This is a genomic window from Bifidobacterium sp. ESL0764 (assembly GCF_029395515.1).
Taxonomy (GTDB): domain Bacteria; phylum Actinomycetota; class Actinomycetes; order Actinomycetales; family Bifidobacteriaceae; genus Bifidobacterium.
The window spans coordinates 969,409-988,966 of record NZ_CP113919.1; the positions used below are offsets into that span (position 1 = coordinate 969,409).

A 19,558-nucleotide genomic window follows, 5' to 3' on the forward strand; every position below is an offset into this window, starting at 1 on the left:
AGAAGTTCACTGTGTCTACAGAAGTGACAAAAGAACGTCGCCTGATTTCCGCGGAATCGGTTACCGAAGGGCATCCCGATAAGGTCTGCGATCAGATTTCCGACGCCATCCTCGACGATATGCTTCGTCAGGATCCCCATTCCCATGTGGCCGTGGAAACATCGGCCGCCATCGGACAATTCCTTATTTTTGGCGAGGTGACCAGTTCCGGGTATTCCGACATCCAGCGCATCGTGCGCAATGTCGTCAAAAATATCGGCTACACCTCCTCCGAGGTCGGTCTTGACGCCGATTCGTGCGGCGTGCTGGTCTCGCTGACCGAGCAGAGCGCGGAAATCAACCAGGGTGTCGATCGCCTCAACCCCGAGCAAGAGACCGAGGTCTCGCGAGAGGAACGCTATGAGGCCCAGGGCGCCGGCGACCAAGGCATCATGTTCGGTTACGCCTGCGACGAGACCGACGTGCTGATGCCGTTGCCGATCTATCTTTCCCACCGCTTGGCCTATCGTCTGGCCCAGGTGCGCAAGGAGAGCATCGTCCCGCACCTGCGCCCGGACGGCAAGACCCAGGTCACCATCGAATACGACGATGACGACCGCCCGGTTCGCGTCGATACCGTACTGATTTCCACGCAACACGACCCCGATGTCGACCACGATTGGCTGCTGCCGCAACTGCGCGAGCATGTCATCGAACCGGTACTCGCCGAAGTCTGCGGTGACAAGATCAAGCATGATGATTATCGCATCCTGGTCAACCCGACCGGTTCGTTCATCTTGGGCGGTCCTGCGGCGGATGCTGGGCTGACCGGTCGCAAGATCATCGTCGACACCTACGGCGGAGCGGCCCATCACGGTGGCGGCGCCTTCTCCGGCAAGGACCCGAGCAAGGTCGACCGTTCCGCGGCCTACGCCACGCGATGGGTGGCCAAGAACATCGTCGCCGCAGGGCTTGCGCACAAGGTCGAGGTGCAGGTGGCCTACGCCATCGGCGTCGCCGACCCGGTGAGCGTCAACGTCAACACCTTCGGCACCGAGATCGGGGGAGTCACCCGCGAGCAGATCCAGGCCGCGGTGCGCAAGGTCTTCGACCTGCGTCCGGCCGCGATCATCGACGAGCTCGACCTGCTTCGCCCGATCTATCTGAAGACTGCGGCATATGGCCACTTCGGCCGCACCGACCCGGACTTCACTTGGGAGGCCACCGACAAGGTCGACGAGCTCAAGGCGGCCATCGCCGAGCTCTGAGTTCATCAGTATATTCTCGTCAGGAATTCGTAGGCCGTGTCATGCATCGTTGGTGCGTGGCACGGCCTTTTGTGTGCGAAAAGTGCCTTTTGACCTCATTAGAATGCATATTTTTCACATCGGTGTGAAAAATGTGCGTTCTGGCGTCAATAAAACGCACATTTTACGCTTGAATCCGGAATACGCATGAATGGACATCAAACCCTGGCTCAAGCACAACGATTATCGGATTTCACAACCAGCAAAATCGTTACGGTGTCGTAACTGAGCAATAGGCTGAATATGATTTTGCATGAAGAGATGCAACGAAATGCACTTATTTTGGAGGTTGCGCATGGCCGTTATGACCGTAGCCGATATGGTTTCCATGTTCCTTAAGGACAATGGGAAAATCAACATCACCGCATTCGACGGTTCATCGTTTGGACCTCAGGACGCCCCTTTGCACATCACCGTGAACAATTCGCGTGCCGTATATTATATGGTCGACCATCCCAACGATCTCGGCCTTGCGCGCGCCTATCTGCAAGGCGACATCGCCTCCCCGGAGCTCATCCCCGGCAATCCGTACGAAGTGTTCAAGGAGCTTATGGCTCTCAAGCCGGATATGAAGAAGCCGAACCCTGCTGACTTGGCGCGTATCGTCGCCGCCGTCTATTCGCATGGTATCCGTCATCCCGAAGCGCCGTCCATCGAAGGGCCGAGCCGTTGGCGTCGCCGCACCGAAGGCCTGCTGCCGCACTCCAAGGCCGGCGATTCCGCCACGGTGAGCTATCACTATGACCAGTCCAACGAGTTCTATCGTCTCTTCCTCGGCTCGTCGATGACTTACACCTGCGGCGTGTTCAACACCCCGGAGGATTCGCTTGAAGACGCGGAATGGCGCAAGCTTGACCTTGTGCTTGACAAGCTCAACCTGAAGCCTGGCGATCGTCTGCTCGACATCGGCTGCGGCTGGGGCTCGATGGAAATCCGCGCCGCGCAGCGCGGCATCAAGGTCCTCGGTGTCACTCTGGCAGGCGAACAGGTCAAGTGGGCGCAGGAATGGATCAAGCGCGAAGGCCTCGAAGACCTCGCCGAGGTGCGTCAGATGGACTACCGCGACGTGCCCGAAGGCGACTTCGATGGCATCTGCTCGATCGGCATGATGGAGCACGTCGGCTTCAAGCACTATCCCTCCTACTTTAAGGAGATCTTCGACAAGCTCAAGCCCAACGGCCGCTTGCTGAACCACCAGATCACGCGAGTCAACTCCATGACGGGCAAGTCTGCCGGCGAGTTCATCGATCGCTACATCTTCCCCGACGGCCAGCTGGCTTCCCCGGGCGAGATCGAAACCGTCATCCAGGACACGGGCTTCGAGGTCGTCAATCAGGAGAACCTGCGCCAGCACTATGCGCTGACGCTGCATAACTGGAACAAGAACCTGGTCGCAGGCTGGGACCGCGCCGTCGAGCTGATGGGCGAGCCCAAGGCACGCCTGTGGGGCCTCTATATGGCCGGTTGCGCCTTGAACTTCGAGCTCAACAACATCCAGATCCACCAGTTCCTCTGTGTACGTCCCGATTCAGAGACCGGTACCGACACCTACCCGCTGCGTCCGTGGTGGGTCGAGAACGCCGACGTTCTGCCGACGCCTTCCAAGGCCTGAGAACAATACAAAGCGTCACGGTTAAGCCGTGGCGCTTTTTTATTATGAGTCCACGTTATCATTGAAGCATGAGTGAACCGCAGGCCGAGCAGCCGGCGCTCGCCGGGCTGGCCCCGCGCAAGCGCCGCAAGACGGTCACCCATACCCCGGCCGCGAAAAACCCCATCGCACAGGTCGTTCTGGACGTGCAGGCCACACACCTGGGCCAGACCTTCGACTATCTTATCGACGAGAAATTCTCCGAATCCGCGCAGCCGGGCGTGATGATACGCGTGCGTTTCGGCGGCAGGCGCGTCAACGGCATCATCTGGAACCGTGTCGAAAAAAGCCATACGGCCGCTTCTGCGTTGCGCTATATCGAACGGGTCATGACCCCGGACGTGCTGGTGTCCGCCTCGATGCGGCGCGACATCACCGCCATCGCCGAGGCCTATGGCGGCACTCCCGCCAATATCCTGCGTCTTGCCGTGCCGCCGAGAGTCGCCAGAGTCGACAAGGAACAGCATCTGGCGATGGCCGGAACATGGGTCGGCAGCCGCGGTCGGGTGAAACTCGATGAAGATGCGCTCGATTGGGGTTCTCAACGTCTGCGGGGGAGCTATGACAACGCCGTTTCCCTGCAAGCTGCAATCGGCGCAGGAGGATTCTCTTCGTTCGTGCTCGACGCCTTGCCCGGAGCCGGTCGATGGGCCGGCGACCTGGCTTATCTGGCCAGTCTATCGCTCGCGTCCGGCCGAAGTGCCGTACTGGTGCTGCCGACCATGCGTGAGGTCAATGACCTCGCAACGGCGTTGCGCCGATTCGGATTGAAACCATTTCGAAAGGCCAACGCTTCCAATGGCGGCTTTGACGGCGATTTCGCGTTGTTGTCGGCGTCGATGGCCCCCTCCGAACGCTATCGTTCCTACCTTGCGGCGGCCAGTGGGCAGGTTCGCTGCGTCATCGGCACCAGGGCGGCGATGTATGCGCCGGTGGAAGGGCCGGGGCTGTTCGTCGTTCTGGAAGATTCGGCCTACCAGTACGCCGATGGGATGATGCCCTATGCCGCCGCACGGGGGGTGTTGCGTCTGCGCGCCAAACTCCATGGCGGCGCCTTCGTGGCCATGGCCAACGCCCGCAGCGCAACCAGCGAGTGGGAGGTGAGCGGAAGGTCTGGTACAGCCGGTGAAGTTTCGCTTGACATCAATCCGACATCAGACTCAAACGCAAAGAACGGCATCGATGATTCCGTGTCACCGATTTCTGGCAGTATTCACTCAGTTGGTGCAATGATTGATACCATTACTCAGTCATCTGCCCAAGAGGTGGTCTCTGCGGCTTCTGCCACGCGCAATGCATTCGCAAATGCTGCCGATGCCGTAAAAGGTGAGATTGCGGCTGCAGTGAGTTCTGGCATGAATGCAGCATCCTCCGTAGCTGACGGGGTGAGTAATGTGGTTGCCAATACGGTTGAAATGGCGCGGAATAACATTGAATCCGCAACCGGAATCGATTCTATACAACGTGTAAGCACGGATGCAAACGGTACGGCGGAAGTAGAGTCTGCGGCATCGAATTCGCTGGCAGATATGAAGATTCCTGACGATGGGCCGATATTGGAAACCGGCGAAACCTACCCGTTGGCCGCGAGCAACGACTCGCAACCGGTCGGAGACGCCGATGCCGGCAGACGAGTAGAAGCGGATGATGCTGCCTTTTCTGTAGAGCCTGTCTGCCACGTCGAGGTCTGCGAGACGCCGGTCAGCGGGTTCAGCACGCCGGTGCACCCGTTGCCGGCTGTCGTCGATGACGTCGCGCCGTGGGTCCGCTGGCTCAACCGCGACGAGCTTGCCCGCCTGGCCGACCCGTCCATCGGCGCTCGCGTGCCGCATACCGCTGTCCGGGCTCTCTCGCAAGCCTTGGAGAACGGGCCGATTCTCTTCTCCATCCCGCACGACGGCATCGCCGAGGTATTGAGCTGCGCACGCTGCCATCGTCAGGCACGGTGCCTGCGTTGCACGGGGCCGTTGCAGCGGATTCGCGGTGCCGCGCCGAGATGCCGCTGGTGCGGGGCACCCGCCGGTGATTGGACATGTCCCAATTGCAAGAGTGCGCGCATGGGCGTCGTGCGTGTCGGCGCTGCCGGCACCGCCGCGCAGCTGCAGCATCTGTTCCGTGACATTCCTATGGTGCTTTCCAGCCCGAGCCAGCCCCATGGCATCGTCGATTGGGTGCCGAACCGGCCGCTGATCGTGATTGCGACACCTGAGGCTGAACCGAGGGTGAAGACCGAGAACGGCGGTATCGGGCATTATCAGGCGGTGGCCATTCTCGACGCATGGACGAGCCTTTACGCCCCGGGGGTTGACGCCCGTATCGATGCGCTCACCGCCTGGATGAGGGCCGCCTCGATGTGTGCCTGCCGTAAAGAGGGTGGGCAGGTCTTCCTGATTGGCGAGACCGACCCTGTCATCGCCGAATCGTTGGTGCGATGGGATAGTCGTATCCTTGCCGCCGCAGAGCTCGACGAACGTGCCGAGACCGGTCTCTCCCCGGTTTTCGCGGTGGCTTGCGTCTGGGGCCGACGGGATGCGGTGATGGAAACGCTGAACAATATAGGGGCATTGACTTCAGATTGTAGCCGGATCAGCACCGAGGTCGGCGCACTTCCCGCAGTGCTTGGCCCCGTGCCCATCGCCCAGCCCAGAACCGTGGATGCCCGCGAGCTGGAGGCTACCCAGGACCGCGTCAAAGCCGTGGTCCGCGTCCCGCAACGCCGGCGTGCCCAGCTGGCCAAACGCTTGCATGTCGAGGTCGCTCGGCACGTGGCCACGCGTACACCGGGGGAATTGCGGTTCCAGCTTGACCCCAAGGACCTTATTTAGCCGGCAGCGCCATGTTTTTCGTTTCGTCGTCGTGCCATGAAAGCATGGAAAAAGAACGGATATCGAATGTTTTGTAAGGAGGAGCCATGAAAGGCTGGCCGGGCGAACCGGAAATGGAATACAACGTGATCAAGTCGGGGGATGCGGCGCAGGGCGCTGCCGGCAAACCGATCGAGAACGTGATCTTCGATTTCGGCAATGTGCTCGTGCGTTGGGATCCGCAGGCAGTCATGTTGCCCCGGTACTCCCAGGAGCTGACCGACAGATTCCTCGACAATGACGTTTCCGGCTTCTACGATGCCAGCGACGAGATGGATGTCGGGGGAAGGGCGGTTGAAGCCGTGGCTGCCGTGCGACAGAAGTACGGCGAGCCGTGGGCCGGGATGCTTGACTATTACTTCAAGAATTTCGAGGACTCGCTGGTCGGACCGGTCGAGGGCATGCGCGTTCTGATCAATGACTTGAAATCTGCCGGCATCGGGGTGTGGGGTCTGTCGAATTGGGCGACCGAACTGTTCCCGCCGGCAAAGAAATTCTATCCGATCCTAAGCGACCTGGACGATGCCGTGGTCTCCGGCTATGTCAAGTTGCGCAAGCCGCATCGCGATATCTTCGAATTCGCGCTGAAACGTTTTGACATTCCCGCCGACACCGCAGTGTTCATCGACGACAAAGCCATGAACATCGTCGGCGCGAACTCGGCAGGTATCCGAGGCGTGAGATTCAATGATTCCGGCAAATTGAGGGCGCTGTTGAGGCGCAGCGGCGTCGATATCCAGGGAATTCAGAGCTGAGAAGCGTACTGATTCGTCTTTCCGGGTTCAATCGGTCGTAATCCTGGTCATCTGACGGATATGAGAGGTCCATCGGTTTCGCTGTCCGAGGACTTTTCACGGTTATCATTGGTTGAGGTTGATTGACGATTTGAGGATTGGAATAAAGGAACCGTTATGTTGAAAGTATTGTTCGCCGGAACACCGGATGTGGCGGTTCCCGCGTTACGCCAGCTGGCCGAAGACAGGGAGCATTTCGAGGTCGTCGCCGTGCTCACCAGGCCCGATGCGCCTCAAGGCCGGGGTCGGAAGCTTACGCCGAGCCCCGTCAAAGAGGCGGCGTTGGGCCTCGATATTCCTGTTCTGGAATGCGACCCGAAAGAGCCGACCTTCATCGCCGAGCTCAAAGCCACCGGAGCCGAAGCCGGGGCCGTGGTCGCCTATGGCAAGATTCTCAAGGAAGACGTGCTGGGCGCGTTGCCGATGGGGTGGTACAACCTGCATTTTTCGCTCCTGCCGCAATGGCGTGGCGCGGCTCCCGTACAGCGCTCGGTCTGGAGCGGAGACAGCATCACTGGAGCCACCGTCTTCAAACTCACCCGCGGCATGGATACCGGCCCCATTCTTGCGCAGTCGACCTGCGAGATCGGTGCACACGACACTTCCGGAGATATCCTCGAACGACTGGCCGAAGACGGCTCGCATCTGCTGGCCTCGGCATTGACAGCCATGGCCGAAGGCCGGATCGTGCTTCAGGAACAACCCCAAGGCGCCTACGAGGTGGCCAGGAAAATCACGCATGAGGATGCGCGCATTCGCTTCGATGTGCCGGTGTTCGCCGCCGACCGGCAGATTCGTGCCTGCACTCCCGAGCCGGGCGCTTGGTGTATGCTGCACCCGCAAGGTGTAGGTGACAGTGCGAGCCAGCCTGAGGCAGTCGAGGCTTCTTCAAACGCTGAACGTGATATGGGCGACGCCGAGCCCTTCCACGTCTTGAAGGCGCGTCCGGCGGATATGAACGACCCTCAGGTGCCGAATGACCTCGGACCGGGCAGGCTGGCCAGCACCAAAAAGCACGTATGGGTGGGCACCGCCACCACTCCGCTCGAACTTGAAGAAGTCAAGGCGCAGGGCAAGAAGGCCATGCGTGCCGCCGATTGGGCCCGGGGAGCCCGCTTGTCTGCCGACGCTTATGCCGACTAGTTCAACGGGAAACAACATTTCAGCAGTATGCGCAAGGAGGCATAGGATGAGGAAAATCAATATTGCGGGGCAATCGGTGCCTGCGGTCGGTATCGGCACTTGGCATATGGGCAACGAGCCGGAACGCCATGACGAGGAGATCGCCGCCATCAGAGCCGGCGTCGAGGCCGGGGCGAGGGCGGTCGACACCGCAGAAGTCTACGGAACCGGCAAATCCGAAACACTGGTGGGTGAGGCGTTGCAGCCGTTCAACCGCGACGACATCTTCCTCATTTCGAAGATCAAGCCGGACAACGCGTCCAAGGCGGTGATGGAAGAGCACCTCGACGCCAGCCTGAAACGTCTGCAGACCGACCATCTTGACCTGTATCTCTACCATTGGCGCGGCTCGATCCCGCTCGAGGAGACGGTCGCGGAGCTCGATCGTTTGCGTGAGACCGGCAAGATCGGTGCCTGGGGCGTTTCGAACTTCGACATTCCCGATATGCAGGAGCTGGTGGCGCTCCCGGCTGGTGGCAACGTCGCCGCCAATGAGGACCTTTACCATATCGAGTCACGTGGCATCGAATACGATCTGCTTCCTTGGCAGCGCGAACGCCATATCCCGCTGATCGCCTATAGCCCTGTAGGTGGTCTTTCCAACAACCTGAAAACCAGCATGCTGACCGACCCCGCGGTCTGCAAGGTGGCCGAACGGCACGGCGTCTCCACTTACGAACTGCTGATTGCATGGACCGTTCGCGACGGCAACACCCTGGCCATCCCGCAGACCTCGAACGCTGAGCATATGCGGGCCAATATCGCCGCGGCCGGCATCGAGCTGACACAAGAGGATCTGGCCGAGCTTGACGGTCGTTATCCGGCACCGACCCACCGTATCCCGCTCGATGTGGACTGAGTCGGAGAGGCATCAAGGGAAGCGGATTGGTGATGAATGACGGCGAACAAGGCGGCAATAGCCAAGTGTCCGGTAAAGCCGGGGCAGGCGATTTGCCCAACGCAGGTAATGAGGACGGCGCAGGTATGAACAAACGTCATGATTCGCAGACCGGGAACAACGAAACCTTCGACGATCTCGCCCGCGAAAACGACAACCTGCGGGCCAAGAACCATGCGCTCGCCGTCGCCCTGACACGCGCCGGCAAGGAAGTGCAGAAAGCGAAGTCGCAGCTTTCGCTGATGGCCGCGCCGCCGCTGAACTTCGCCACGATGGTGTGCGTGGACTCGTGCAGCACCGACGAACAGGGAGTGCAGCGTGCCAAGGCCGAGGTGCTCTCGGGCGGCCGTCGGCTTATCGTACCGGTGGCCTCGAACGTGTCGGCCGCGCGTCTGGTCGGCGGTGCAACGGTGCTCCTCAACGAGAACATGGTCTTGGTCGAACAACGAGGACTTGAGATTTCCGGCGCCGTGCGTACTGTCAAGCAGGTTCTGGATGACGGACGGCTGATGGTCGCCGACGAGTCCGGCAACGTCACGTTGATCGAACGGGCGAGTGCGCTCGCGGATGTCGCCATCGAACCGTCGGCCCGTGTTCTGGTCGATGGCTTGACACGTATGGCGTTGGAAGTGCTGCCCGTGGAGAACGCCACCGATCTGGTGCTTGAGCAGACCCCGGACGCCACCTTCGATGACATCGGCGGCCTGGACTCGCAAATCGAACGTATCAAGGACGCCGTCGAGCTGCCGTTCCTGCACCGCCAGCTGTTCGAGCGCTACGATCTGCGTCCGCCCAAGGGCGTGCTGCTCTATGGTCCTCCCGGCAACGGCAAAACGCTGATTGCCAAGGCCGTGGCCAACGCGCTTTCCGGTGGAGATGCCGAAAACGGCGTGTTTCTTTCCGTCAAGGGGCCGGAACTGCTCAACAAGTACGTGGGGGAGTCCGAGCGTCTCATCCGTCTGATTTTCAAGCGTGCGCGCGCCCGTGCGGCCGAAGGCAAACCGGTCATCGTCTTCATCGACGAGATGGATTCGCTGCTGCGCACCCGTGGCTCCGGGGTGTCCAGCGACGTGGAGACCACCATTGTTCCGCAGTTCCTGTCTGAGCTCGACGGGGTGGAAAGCCTTGACAATGTCATGGTCATCGGTGCCTCGAACCGTGTGGACATGATCGATCCCGCCGTGCTGCGTCCTGGCCGCCTCGACGTGAAGATTCGCATCGACCGGCCCGGCAGAAAGGCCGCGGCGCAAATCGTATCGCATTATCTTACCGGCAACCTGCCATATGAGACAGGTCAAAGCGCGGCAACGCTGAGCAAGGTTCTGGTCGATAGTGTCTATGCCGAAGGCCCGCAGCGCCATATCTGCGACGTATGCGACGATCAGGGACGCTGGAGTCGGGTGACCCTTGCCGATGTGATGAGCGGGGCGAGCCTCAAAAACATCGTCGACCGCGTCAAGACCCACGCCGTCAAGGATTCGATTACACTGGGCCGTCCGATGGAAATTGGCGTTGATGCGGTGCTTCGCGCGGTCGACGACGAATTCGAGGAGACCGGTGATTCGGTGATGGACTCGGATCCCGTGCAATGGTCGAAAATCAACGGCATCGCGGGAGGCCATGCGGTGCGTATTCGTCCTGCGCAGTGATTCTTGCAGGCAAGGGGATGTAAGCGAATGAGCGTACGCAGGATGATGGGAACCGAAACGGAATATGCGGTTTCGGATATTGAGAGCGACCATGCCAACCCGGTCCGACTCTCGTTCGATGTGGTCAGCGGTGCCGCGAATCCGCAAACACAGCATATCCGCTGGGATTACCGGCAGGAAGACCCGTTGAACGATGCTCGCGGCACTCGTCTGCCCCGTGCCGCCGCGCGTCCCGACATGCTTACCGACGAGCCGCAAAGGCAGATCGTCAACGTCATCGCCTCTAACGGCGGCCGTGTCTACGTCGACCATGCCCATCCCGAATATTCGGCTCCGGAAACTATGGATCCTTTTGAAGCCGTCTGCTACGACCACGCCGGTGACCGGATCATGCTCGAAGCGGCACGGAGGGTCAATGAACGCAACGGTTCCCATATCGTTCTGCACCGCAACAACGTGGACGGCAAAGGCGCCAGCTGGGGTACGCACGAGAACTATATGATGCTGCGTCGTGTCCCGTTCGACGAAGTCGCGGCCTTGATGACTTTGCATTTCATCTCCCGTCAGATTTACACAGGCTCCGGCCGTGTCGGCATCGGCGAGAAAAGCGAGGAAGCCGGCTATCAGCTGAGTCAGCGGGCCGATTACGTTCATTCCATCGTTGGTTTGCAGACCACCTTCGACCGGCCGATTGTCAACGCCCGCGACGAATCCCATGTCACCGGTGACTACCGCCGCCTGCACGTCATTGTCGGCGACGCCAACCGTATGGACGGCCCGCAGGCGCTGAAGCTCGGCACGACAAGCATGCTGCTGTGGCTGCTCGAGCAAAGTGACGCCGCTGATTCGAATTCGGAGCTTGACTTGGATGCTCTGCTCGTCGATTTGCAGCTGGTCGACCCGGTTGAGGCAATGCACACCGTCTCCCATGATTTGGGCCTTGCCGACCAGTTGCCGCTCGAGCAGGGAGGTAGCACGACCGCCTGGCAGATTCAGGTGCGTCTGTTTTCGGCCGTCTGCGCCCAGGGTGCGTCGACGTACGGAAGTGATAACAGGGGAGAGCCGCTATGGCCTGACGAGGAGACGAAACGGATCATGGCGATGTGGCGGCAGGCGTTGATGGATGTCGCCGCCGTACGCCACGCCAATGAAGACCAACGTCTGAAGATGGCTGACGAGGCCTCGCGTTTGGAATGGCTGCTCAAATGGCAGTTGCTGGAGCGTTTGCGCCGTAAAATCGGTGCCGACTGGTCCAATCCGAAACTGGCTGCTCTCGACCTGAGTTGGGCCGCGCTTGACCCGGCTCGTTCGGTTTTCGCCCGCCTGCAATCCCAGACGCAACGGGTGACGTTGAATCAAAATGACGATCCCGATCAGGCCGACGCCCAAGTCCAACGTGCCGCCTCAAATCCTCCTGAAAACACCCGCGCTTGGCTACGTGCGGAAATCATCAAACATTTCCCGCAGCAAGTCGTCGCCGCATCCTGGTCGCACGTCACCGTCACGCAAGACGCAAACGAAGGTTGCGATCAATCCGTCACCTATACAACGGATGCCGAAGGCAACCGCATGGCTCGGACGTCCGCCCATCTTTTCTCGCTCGACATCTCCGACTCCGCCCGCTGGTCCAAGACAACCTGCGAACAGTCGCTAGCCTACTCGCAAACTCACCATGAGTCCGCCGCGCAAACTCTGCAACGGCTCGCAAACATGGAAAGGCTATAGGCTCTCCATCAACTGCTGATACTCCGAATCGGGTGTAAAGGCGAACGGATCAATCAATTCAGCAGTGTGGCGGGTCGGGGCCGTTGTCTTCAGATGTGTCCAATCGCAGGTGAACGTGGCTCCAGCGTCGAGCGCCTGACGGACGAACGTTCCCCGCAAGGCGGCCCGCGTGTCTTCCGGTGGGTTTTCAACGGCATGTTCCGCAGCGTCGTCAGTCACAAGTGTCTTCATCAGGCCATGCGCCACCAATGACGAATAAATGGATCCGTTGACGATGTCGTGGTAGTCCATATCGATTTGCCGCGCCTGTACCTCCGAGAGCGCAGGATTGCGCTTCGCCATTTCACTGAGCAGCTGGTATTTCGCAACCCAGTCGACACGGTCGGACAACGTGCTGAAATCCTTGGCGTCCAATGCGTCAAGAGCGGTTCGCCATTCACACAAAATATCCGAGCAATCGGTGTTCGGCAAGGATTGCTCGATTTGCACACGATGCGATTCGATAAACCGTGAAACGATATCGAGATACAGGTACTGAATTTCCAAGGCCGTCACAGCGTCGGAATGCTGTCCATCGGCGAAAACGGTGGGCCGCAGCCCGAGTTTTTGCTGCATTGTGCGGAAGGCGTCGATATCTTCGAGCTGTATCACCGGTTTGCTGCAGCTCAGGTCGGCGCTCATCGCCTTGTTGGACCGGCTTGGGTCAGTCAGGGCGCAGCATTCAAAACTCGAGGCAACAACGCCTTGTTTCGCGGCGCTCTCGATGGCACAGAGCACCAGATGCGTGGTGGCGAGTTTCATCTTCGTCGCCCACTGCGAACGGTTGGAATCGCCGATGATGACGTGCAGCCTGCGGAATTCGTCCGGGTCGGCGTGCGGCTCGTCGCGCGTGTTGACCATCGGCCGGAAACGTGTGGTGGAGGAGGAGACCCCCTCATCGAGGAACGCCGCGCGCTGCGTGATTTCGAAGCCGTTTTGTGTGACTCTTCCGGCACCGGTCAAGAGCTGACGGGTCACCAAAAACGGCAACAGCTGCGCCTTGATGATCGGCAAAGAGACATAACGCCGAACAAGATAGTTCTCGTGGCATCCGAACGCGTGACCGGCGGAATCGACATTGTCTTTGAACAGATGAATGGCTGCATGCTCGCCGTGGGTTTTGCGCAGACGCTGTTGCGCTCCGAGGGCAAGGCGACGCATGATGGATTCGCCTGCCAAGTCCTGTGTGAGCGCTGTTGCAGGATCGCGTGCCTCGGCTGTGGCGTATTCCGGGTGCGAGCCTACGTCGAGATAGAGCCGCGAGCCGTTTTCCAGGTAGGTGTTGGTGGAGCGAGTTCGTGAAAGTATCGGTGCAAACATCATCATGGCGACCTGGCCGGGATCGCAGGGTTTATCGGTTCCTGTCACTGATACGCCGTATTCGGTTTCGACGCCGAAAATGCGGTGGAACGAATCGTAATCGGGGGAGCGGGACGTAGTGTTGCCCGGCCCCTGATTGCTGCTGTCACGCAGCTGCGGCATCACTCGCCGCCTTTTTGGACGAAGCTGGAGACGTAGGTTTCCGCATCGGTTTCCAAGGTCGACGAGATGTCGTCAAGCACGGCGTCCAGGGCATCCTCCTGCTCTTGGGATCGGGCGGCTTTCTGCGTGTCTTCCTGAATCTGGGATTGAGGTTCGACGCTACGATGTTGCTGCTGGGCGAACTGCTGTGCCATGTCACTCCTTACATCAGGCAACCAGAGCAAACCCCATTGCTCGACGTTGCCGTCAATATGCATGTTTCTGTATTTACTTTAGCTCAAGCGATATTGAGCATCGCTTCTTGTTCATTGACTGATATCAAACCTGCGCCTATCGATACTCAGGGCCTGCGGCTCCACGCTTTTGCGGATGCGCCGGTTCCCGATGAATGAAAGAAAATCCCGATATGGGAAGCGTTAAAACCTAATCGTAAAGGTTCCTCATTGGAACGGATACGCCAAGTCGACAAGATATGGCTTCAGGTCTTCGGTAATCGGGCCGTTGGTGGCCACGATGTCGTTCTCGCCGCGCCAGTGTATCGGATTGCCGTTCCAGCGGCTCACCCGGCCTTGTGCCTGGCGAACGACGACGGTGCCGGCCGAGACGGCAGGAATATCCCACTGGTGCAGGTGCGGTTCGAAATAGGCGTCGTAAGTGCCGTCCGCCACCTTGCACAGATCGAGCGATACCGGTCCGATACGCTTGACGTCGGCCGGTTTGCCGGCTATATGGCTCAGGACGTGGAACGCGCGTTCTGATTCCGCGGGAACATGTGACATACCGAAACTCACTACGGAACCGTTCAGCGAGCTGATGGTCGAGGGAAATACCTTGCCTCTTTTCTCCCCGATAGGCGTACGACGAATGCGGATGGCTCCCTGTCCGCTGGCGGCCAGATAGGTCAGGCCCAGGGCAGGAGCATGCACGACACCCAGTACCGGTTGTGCCGAGTTTTCCTCGTTGAATTCGAAAAGAGAGACGGTGATGGTCCATTCGCTCATATTCCGTCGGAAATTAATGGCCCCGTCGATCGGGCCGACGCACCAGAAACGGTCCCCGGGTTTTGCGTTTTCGGGCCTGTCGCGCCACATGCCGTCAAACGGCTCAAGATAGTTGAGACGGTTTTCGATGAAGGCGACGAGTTTCTTGTCGATGGTGCTGCCAAGCTGTCTGGTGGTTGAAGGAATTTCCAGTTCGGCAAAATCCTGGGGATTGATCTGATCATGAAGCGCGTGTTTGCCTGCGTCCTGGGCCACCTGAGCCACTTTGAGCGCCAATGCTCTTGGATTAGTCGTCATATCTACCTGCCTGTTTTCTGCTTGCTGTCTATATACTATCCTGTAGGCTTTATAAGCTTCGCGCACGCATGAAAAAACCTCCGGTCGAATAGATCAATCGGAGGTTTCGCAGATCAGATGATCGTGATCGTCACATCACTTCTTGTCGGAGACTGCCTTCTTGAGCAGGCTGCCGGCGGAGATGCGGACACCGTAGGATGCCGGGATCTTGATCGTTTCGCCGGTGCGCGGGTTGCGGCCGGTACGTGCGGCGCGGCGAACGCGCTCGGCGGAGAAGAGACCGGTGAGCTTCAGGCCTTCGCCGGACTGCATTGCCTCGACGAACACATCCTGGAAGGCGTTGACGGCCGCTTCGGCCTGAGCCTTGGTCAGGTTGGACTTCTGTGCAATCTTCGAAACGAGATCAGACTTGTTGTATGCCATGAAGAATCCTTCTTGATTAGGGGCTTTCTAGTTTGTTGAAAGCCACGTTTCAGTAGTATAGTCTAGTCCAAAGTCTCGCCAAATACCGCCGATTACGGTACTTTTTTCCTTGATTTGTAAAGATTTCGGCCTTCCAAGGGTGTTTTTAGCCGTATTGGGATGAAAATAGCTGTCTGAAAGGGCTGAGGCCGGATTCCAAGCAGAATTCGGATCGGCGGGCCGTTATTTACAAAACCGGATAATAATCCTTGCGAATCTTCACAAGAGATTATGGTGATCGAGCCGTTTCATCGCCATTGCACCGATCGGAATACGCAGCCAATAGAAACCGACGCGATAGAGCAGTGTGGCGCTCAACGCGACGGCAGGAGGCACGCCGATGGAGGTGAATGCGAAGGTCAGCGCAGCCTCGACCGCCCCCAGACCGCCCGGCGTGGGGGCCGCGCTGCCGAGTGTGTTGGCCAGAAGGAAGACGAAGATGGTCTCCAGGGCATTCGAGGAGTTGCCGAAAGCCATCAGCGCCGCCCAGAATCCAAGGCCGGTCGCGATATTCAGGATCAATGCGCCGAAAATACCGATGGCGAGTTTCTGGGGCTGCGCCAGCACCTCGACCAATTGATGGGCGTAGGAACGCAGAAGCGGAAGGTATTTGTCGACGATCATGCGTCTGATCGGAGTGATGGCCATGCACAGGCACAGCAGTAGTACGATGGCGCCGATGACCACCACCAGTGTATTGGTCGGCACCATGCCGGAAAACATGTTACGGCCGGTGAACAGCCCCATGACCAGAAGTAATACAATAGTAGTCAAGCCCTGTACTGCCCATGTCACCGACATGATGGCGGTGGCGGCGGTGTTCTTGTATCCGTTCTTGCGCAGGAATTGGAGATTGACGAACGCAGGACCAACGCCCGCGGGCATGGAGACCGCAGTGAATCCGGATGCGGCTTGGGAACAGAAAAGATCGAACCAGTGACGCTTGCCGTGATCCATGAACGAGCCGAGCGTGACGGCAGACCCGACCCAGGCGAGCATGGAGAGCAGCAGACAGATCAGAGCCCAGACGATATTGGCGTGACGGACCGCTGCAATGACCTCGTTGGGGCGAAGCTGGGTGAAGATGACGGCGACGGCGATGATAAGCAGAGTGATCGAAACGAATGATTTGACATTGAAACGGGCCAGTGTCACCGGTTCCGGCGAATCGGTCTCATCGTGAGGGTCGAGCGCATTCAGACCGTCGCGCATTTCGCCGAGCAGCGCTTTGTTCCAACCAGGGAGATTGCGCGTGGCCGAGGGGATGGCTACTTTCTGTATGAAAGGGGCCAAGGAAATCAACGTCTGCCGGTCCCAGACCTTCAGTGCTGCTTCAATCGCGAGTTGTGGGGTGCTCAGCGTGGCGAGCAATACCAAAAGCTGTACCTTGTCCATGGCGATATTGGTACTGCCGCTTGCGTAATCGCCGTTCTGCCAGCCGACGATGACATGCTCGCCATGGATCTGGGCGAGGGTGTCGGGGGTGATGCGTCTGTGGGTATAGCCCCGGCGATTCGCGCGGGCGAGATAACCCATATAATCGGTCATGGCTTCTTTGGTCATATTGCCGAGATCGGTGGGGCTCGGGGTGTCGGCCACGTTCAGCACCAGTACCGAGGATTCTTCGCTGTCCATCACGCCGTACGGGCTGGGTGTGGTCAATCCGCAGGATTGAAGCCCCAGAAGCATCGAAAAATGGTGATGGACGGCATCGCTTGCCGAGCGGTCCCGTCGTATGGCGACGCCGGTAAACCGAAACCCCTGCCACAGCTGGTTCAGATACCCCGCGGCGTGGGGCAGGGAGTCCAGCACGGAGATGATATAGCGTTCGCCTTGTTCGTCTTTGGCGTCATAGATACGCGAGTTTTCAATCAGATCGTCGTCGAGCCTTGATTTGAGGGCTCCCGTTTCGGTTTCTTCTTCGCGTCGATGCAGTTCGGTGAGGCTCAGACCGATGTTGCCCACAGCCTGAACGATTCCTGAACCCCACAGCCCCTGGGTCCTGGTTCCCATAGCAAAGCGCAATACCAGGCCGATGATGCGGCCGACCGCGAAGGAGACGATGGTTCCGGCGACCGAATGCCATGAGACGATAACGAAAACCGCAGCCGCGATAAACAGCGTGTTCCAGCCCCATTTGACCGAGGAGCGAGAACGTTTCGGACCGGCTACGGTCAGAAACGCGCCGATGCCCGCATAGAAATCGGGGAGCATCGCCGGCCCCGCGCCTTCACTGGATTGCACGGCATTGATCAACGCCGGTACGCCTATATGTGCCAGAAGGAAGGAAAACCCGAGAATGACGGCATATCCGCAAAACAACGCCACTACCGAAACCGCTGACTGGAACCATTCCCTGTTGATGAGCAGATGGATCAGCACGCTGATGATGACGACAAAACTGAGGAATTGCTGAAGGACGGACACCGGCAGATCCATAAGCCAGGTGAAGGCCTGTCCGGCGGTTTTGGCGTCATGTTCGACGCCGGTGGTGATGCCATGCAGGTACGTGGCGAAAACGATGACGACAACGGCCAGTATCAGCGCCCCTACGGCGTGAATCAGATCATTGGCATTGTGGGCACGCTGGGGAGCGACATCGTCGATATCGACCTCATAATGTCGCGCTGATTGCTTTGGCGGAGCTGAATCGACCGGCTTTATGGGATTCTGCGTCGGGTTTGGCGCTGGATCCGTCGTGGCCGCCGGTGGCCTCTCCGAAACCGATGAAGAGGGGGTTTTGTCGCTCATTGCCCGTCAAAACCCACCAGTTGCGCCGCCAGGCCAATATAGGTCTGCGGGGTCAGTGCCTTGAGACGCGTGGCGGTGGCCTCATCGAAGTCCATGGAATCGATGAATGATTCGATGTCGGCCTTCGATATGCTCTTGCCTCGCATGAGCTCCTTGACTTTTTCGTATGGGCGTTCCATGCCTTTTCGCCCGGCGAATTCCTGGGCGCGCATGGCCGTCTGGATGGGCTCGCCCAGAACCTCCCAGTTTTCATCGAGTTCACGGGCGATGACCTCGAACGCGGGATGGATGGACTTGAGGCCTCCAAGCAGGTTATCGAGCGCCAGCAGGGAATAGCCGAGCGCCGCGCCGACGTTGCGCTGCGTGGTGGAATCGGTCAGATCGCGCTGCCAGCGGCTTTCGACCAACGTGCTCGAGAGAGTATCGAGGAACGAGCAGGAGAGTTCGAGGTTGGCCTCGGCGTTTTCGAAACGAATCGGATTGACCTTGTGGGGCATGGTCGACGAGCCGGTCGCGCCTTTGACGGGTACCTGGGCGAAGACGCCACGGGAGATGTACATCCAGATGTCCACCGCGAGATTGTGAAGGATTCGGTTGGTATGGCTGACGGTGCCGTAGAGTTCCGCCTGCCAGTCGTGGCTTTCGATCTGGGTGGTCAGCGGGTTCCATGTAAGAGACATGCGGTTGGTGACGAATTCGCGCGAGATGGCCAGCCAATCGGCCTGCGGGCAGGCGATGGTATGCGCACCGAACGTGCCGGTGGCGCCGTTGAGCTTGCCGAGATATTCCTGTTGTTGAACGTGGTTCAGCTGGCGGTTCAGACGATGGACGAAGACCGCAAGCTCCTTGCCCAACGTCGTTGGGGTGGCCGGCTGGCCATGCGTCAGCGCCAGAAGCGGAAGATCCTTGAATTCCTCGGCTTTCTGCGCGAGAAAATCATTGAGCTCACGGGCTCGGGGCAGCCAGACCAACGTGACGGCCTTCTTGATGCAACGGGCGATGGCCAGATTGTTGATGTCCTCGGAAGTGCAGGCGAAATGCACCAGCGTCTTGAGGTTCGGCAGTTGCGTCTCGGCTCCGAGCACGCTTGACGCGGCTTCAAGCTCGTCGTCGATGTAGTATTCGACGGCCTTGACGTCGTGATGCGTCTTGGCCTCATAAGCCGCGTGGCGTGCGATGCCCTCGGCCCCGAAGTTTTCGGGTATGTCACGCAGATAGGTGACTTCAGCGTTCGTGAGAGGCTTGACGCCGTCCAGAACCGGCACATTGCCGTTACCGTCGAATCCGTTGGCCAGAAGAATCATCCATTCGATCTCGACGGTTATCCGTTCGCGGTTCAATGCGGGTTCGCTCAGATATTCAACGAGTGGGGCGGTCTGCTGGTGATAGCGTCCGTCCAGTGAGGTCAGTGCGATTGCCGGTGAAATTTGAGTCAGCTGCATAAGCCCTTACCTTAGCGCGACCCGTTGTCTGAACC

15 protein-coding genes are annotated in these 19,558 nt (G+C 59.1%); 9 read left to right on the top strand and 6 right to left on the bottom strand.

From position 1 onward, the window contains the following. Positions 1-23 precede the first annotated feature (23 nt). From metK to dop, 8 genes are all read left to right on the top strand, one after another. The gene (metK, locus tag OZX71_RS03490) at positions 24-1,247 is read left to right on the top strand and encodes a methionine adenosyltransferase (RefSeq protein WP_277147385.1); all 1,224 of its coding nucleotides are present in this window, start codon (positions 24-26) and stop codon (positions 1,245-1,247) included. 334 nt (positions 1,248-1,581) lie between these two features. Then, complete coding sequence (locus tag OZX71_RS03495) at positions 1,582-2,898, top strand: class I SAM-dependent methyltransferase (RefSeq protein WP_277147030.1); 1,317 nt, start codon at positions 1,582-1,584, stop codon at positions 2,896-2,898. A 68-nt stretch (positions 2,899-2,966) separates the two neighbouring features. Next, positions 2,967-5,762, top strand: coding sequence for a hypothetical protein (locus OZX71_RS03500; protein WP_277160518.1), 2,796 nt, complete (start codon positions 2,967-2,969; stop codon positions 5,760-5,762). A gap of 86 nt (positions 5,763-5,848) precedes the next feature. Beyond that, positions 5,849-6,556, top strand: a complete 708-nt coding sequence (locus OZX71_RS03505) for an HAD family phosphatase (protein ID WP_277160519.1) — start codon at positions 5,849-5,851, stop codon at positions 6,554-6,556. Positions 6,557-6,712: 156 nt separating this feature from the next. After that, positions 6,713-7,738 (top strand): methionyl-tRNA formyltransferase, encoded by a 1,026-nt coding sequence (gene fmt / locus OZX71_RS03510; RefSeq protein ID WP_277160520.1) that lies wholly within the window; start codon positions 6,713-6,715, stop codon positions 7,736-7,738. Positions 7,739-7,784: 46 nt separating this feature from the next. Further along, positions 7,785-8,636, top strand: coding sequence for an aldo/keto reductase (locus OZX71_RS03515; protein WP_277160521.1), 852 nt, complete (start codon positions 7,785-7,787; stop codon positions 8,634-8,636). Positions 8,637-8,761: 125 nt separating this feature from the next. Further along, complete coding sequence (arc, locus tag OZX71_RS03520; protein WP_277160644.1) at positions 8,762-10,324, top strand: proteasome ATPase; 1,563 nt, start codon at positions 8,762-8,764, stop codon at positions 10,322-10,324. Between the two features lie 27 nt (positions 10,325-10,351). Next, complete coding sequence (gene dop / locus OZX71_RS03525; protein WP_277160522.1) at positions 10,352-12,049, top strand: depupylase/deamidase Dop; 1,698 nt, start codon at positions 10,352-10,354, stop codon at positions 12,047-12,049. Here dop and OZX71_RS03530 read toward each other — a convergent pair. Both OZX71_RS03530 and OZX71_RS03535 read right to left on the bottom strand, forming a co-directional pair. Then, the gene (locus OZX71_RS03530) at positions 12,044-13,570 is read right to left on the bottom strand and encodes a proteasome accessory factor PafA2 family protein (RefSeq protein ID WP_277160523.1); all 1,527 of its coding nucleotides are present in this window, start codon (positions 13,568-13,570) and stop codon (positions 12,044-12,046) included. The genes dop and OZX71_RS03530 overlap by 6 nt on opposite strands. Beyond that, entirely contained in the window at positions 13,570-13,764 is a 195-nt protein-coding gene (locus tag OZX71_RS03535; RefSeq protein WP_277160524.1) for a ubiquitin-like protein Pup, read from the bottom strand. The genes OZX71_RS03530 and OZX71_RS03535 overlap by 1 nt, the downstream gene beginning before the upstream one ends. A 36-nt stretch (positions 13,765-13,800) precedes the next feature. On the opposite strand from OZX71_RS03535, the gene OZX71_RS03540 reads away from it, so the two are divergent. After that, a complete protein-coding gene (locus tag OZX71_RS03540) occupies positions 13,801-13,962 on the top strand; it encodes a hypothetical protein (protein ID WP_277160525.1) in 162 nt (53 codons plus the stop codon). A 48-nt stretch (positions 13,963-14,010) separates the two neighbouring features. On the opposite strand, the gene OZX71_RS03545 is transcribed toward OZX71_RS03540, so the two are convergent. The 4 genes from OZX71_RS03545 to purB all read right to left on the bottom strand — a co-directional run bounded on the left by OZX71_RS03545 (position 14,011) and on the right by purB (position 19,523). After that, positions 14,011-14,868, bottom strand: a complete 858-nt coding sequence (locus OZX71_RS03545) for an inositol monophosphatase family protein (RefSeq protein WP_277160526.1) — start codon at positions 14,866-14,868, stop codon at positions 14,011-14,013. A 135-nt stretch (positions 14,869-15,003) separates the two neighbouring features. Further along, on the bottom strand, positions 15,004-15,291 hold the full coding sequence (locus OZX71_RS03550; RefSeq protein ID WP_277147010.1) for an HU family DNA-binding protein: 288 nt from the start codon (positions 15,289-15,291) through the stop codon (positions 15,004-15,006). A gap of 258 nt (positions 15,292-15,549) precedes the next feature. Beyond that, on the bottom strand, positions 15,550-18,081 hold the full coding sequence (locus tag OZX71_RS03555) for a lysylphosphatidylglycerol synthase transmembrane domain-containing protein (RefSeq protein WP_277160527.1): 2,532 nt from the start codon (positions 18,079-18,081) through the stop codon (positions 15,550-15,552). After that, entirely contained in the window at positions 18,078-19,523 is a 1,446-nt protein-coding gene (gene purB / locus OZX71_RS03560) for an adenylosuccinate lyase (RefSeq protein WP_277160528.1), read from the bottom strand. Before purB ends, OZX71_RS03555 begins: the two co-directional genes overlap by 4 nt. Between the last annotated feature and the right edge of the window lie 35 nt (positions 19,524-19,558).

Bases quoted from the DNA above. Each gene is read 5' to 3' on its own strand.
- dop (WP_277160522.1), top strand. From the start codon at position 10,352: ATGAGCGTACGCAGGATGATGGGAACCGAAACGGAATATGCGGTTTCG.
- OZX71_RS03515 (WP_277160521.1), top strand. From the start codon at position 7,785: ATGAGGAAAATCAATATTGCGGGGCAATCGGTGCCTGCGGTCGGTATC.
- OZX71_RS03550 (WP_277147010.1), bottom strand. From the start codon at position 15,291: ATGGCATACAACAAGTCTGATCTCGTTTCGAAGATTGCACAGAAGTCC.
- OZX71_RS03535 (WP_277160524.1), bottom strand. From the start codon at position 13,764: ATGGCACAGCAGTTCGCCCAGCAGCAACATCGTAGCGTCGAACCTCAA.
- OZX71_RS03495 (WP_277147030.1), top strand. From the start codon at position 1,582: ATGGCCGTTATGACCGTAGCCGATATGGTTTCCATGTTCCTTAAGGAC.
- OZX71_RS03505 (WP_277160519.1), top strand. From the start codon at position 5,849: ATGAAAGGCTGGCCGGGCGAACCGGAAATGGAATACAACGTGATCAAG.
- OZX71_RS03500 (WP_277160518.1), top strand. From the start codon at position 2,967: ATGAGTGAACCGCAGGCCGAGCAGCCGGCGCTCGCCGGGCTGGCCCCG.
- OZX71_RS03555 (WP_277160527.1), bottom strand. From the start codon at position 18,081: ATGAGCGACAAAACCCCCTCTTCATCGGTTTCGGAGAGGCCACCGGCG.
- fmt (WP_277160520.1), top strand. From the start codon at position 6,713: ATGTTGAAAGTATTGTTCGCCGGAACACCGGATGTGGCGGTTCCCGCG.
- OZX71_RS03530 (WP_277160523.1), bottom strand. From the start codon at position 13,570: ATGCCGCAGCTGCGTGACAGCAGCAATCAGGGGCCGGGCAACACTACG.
- purB (WP_277160528.1), bottom strand. From the start codon at position 19,523: ATGCAGCTGACTCAAATTTCACCGGCAATCGCACTGACCTCACTGGAC.
- OZX71_RS03545 (WP_277160526.1), bottom strand. From the start codon at position 14,868: ATGACGACTAATCCAAGAGCATTGGCGCTCAAAGTGGCTCAGGTGGCC.
- arc (WP_277160644.1), top strand. From the start codon at position 8,762: ATGAACAAACGTCATGATTCGCAGACCGGGAACAACGAAACCTTCGAC.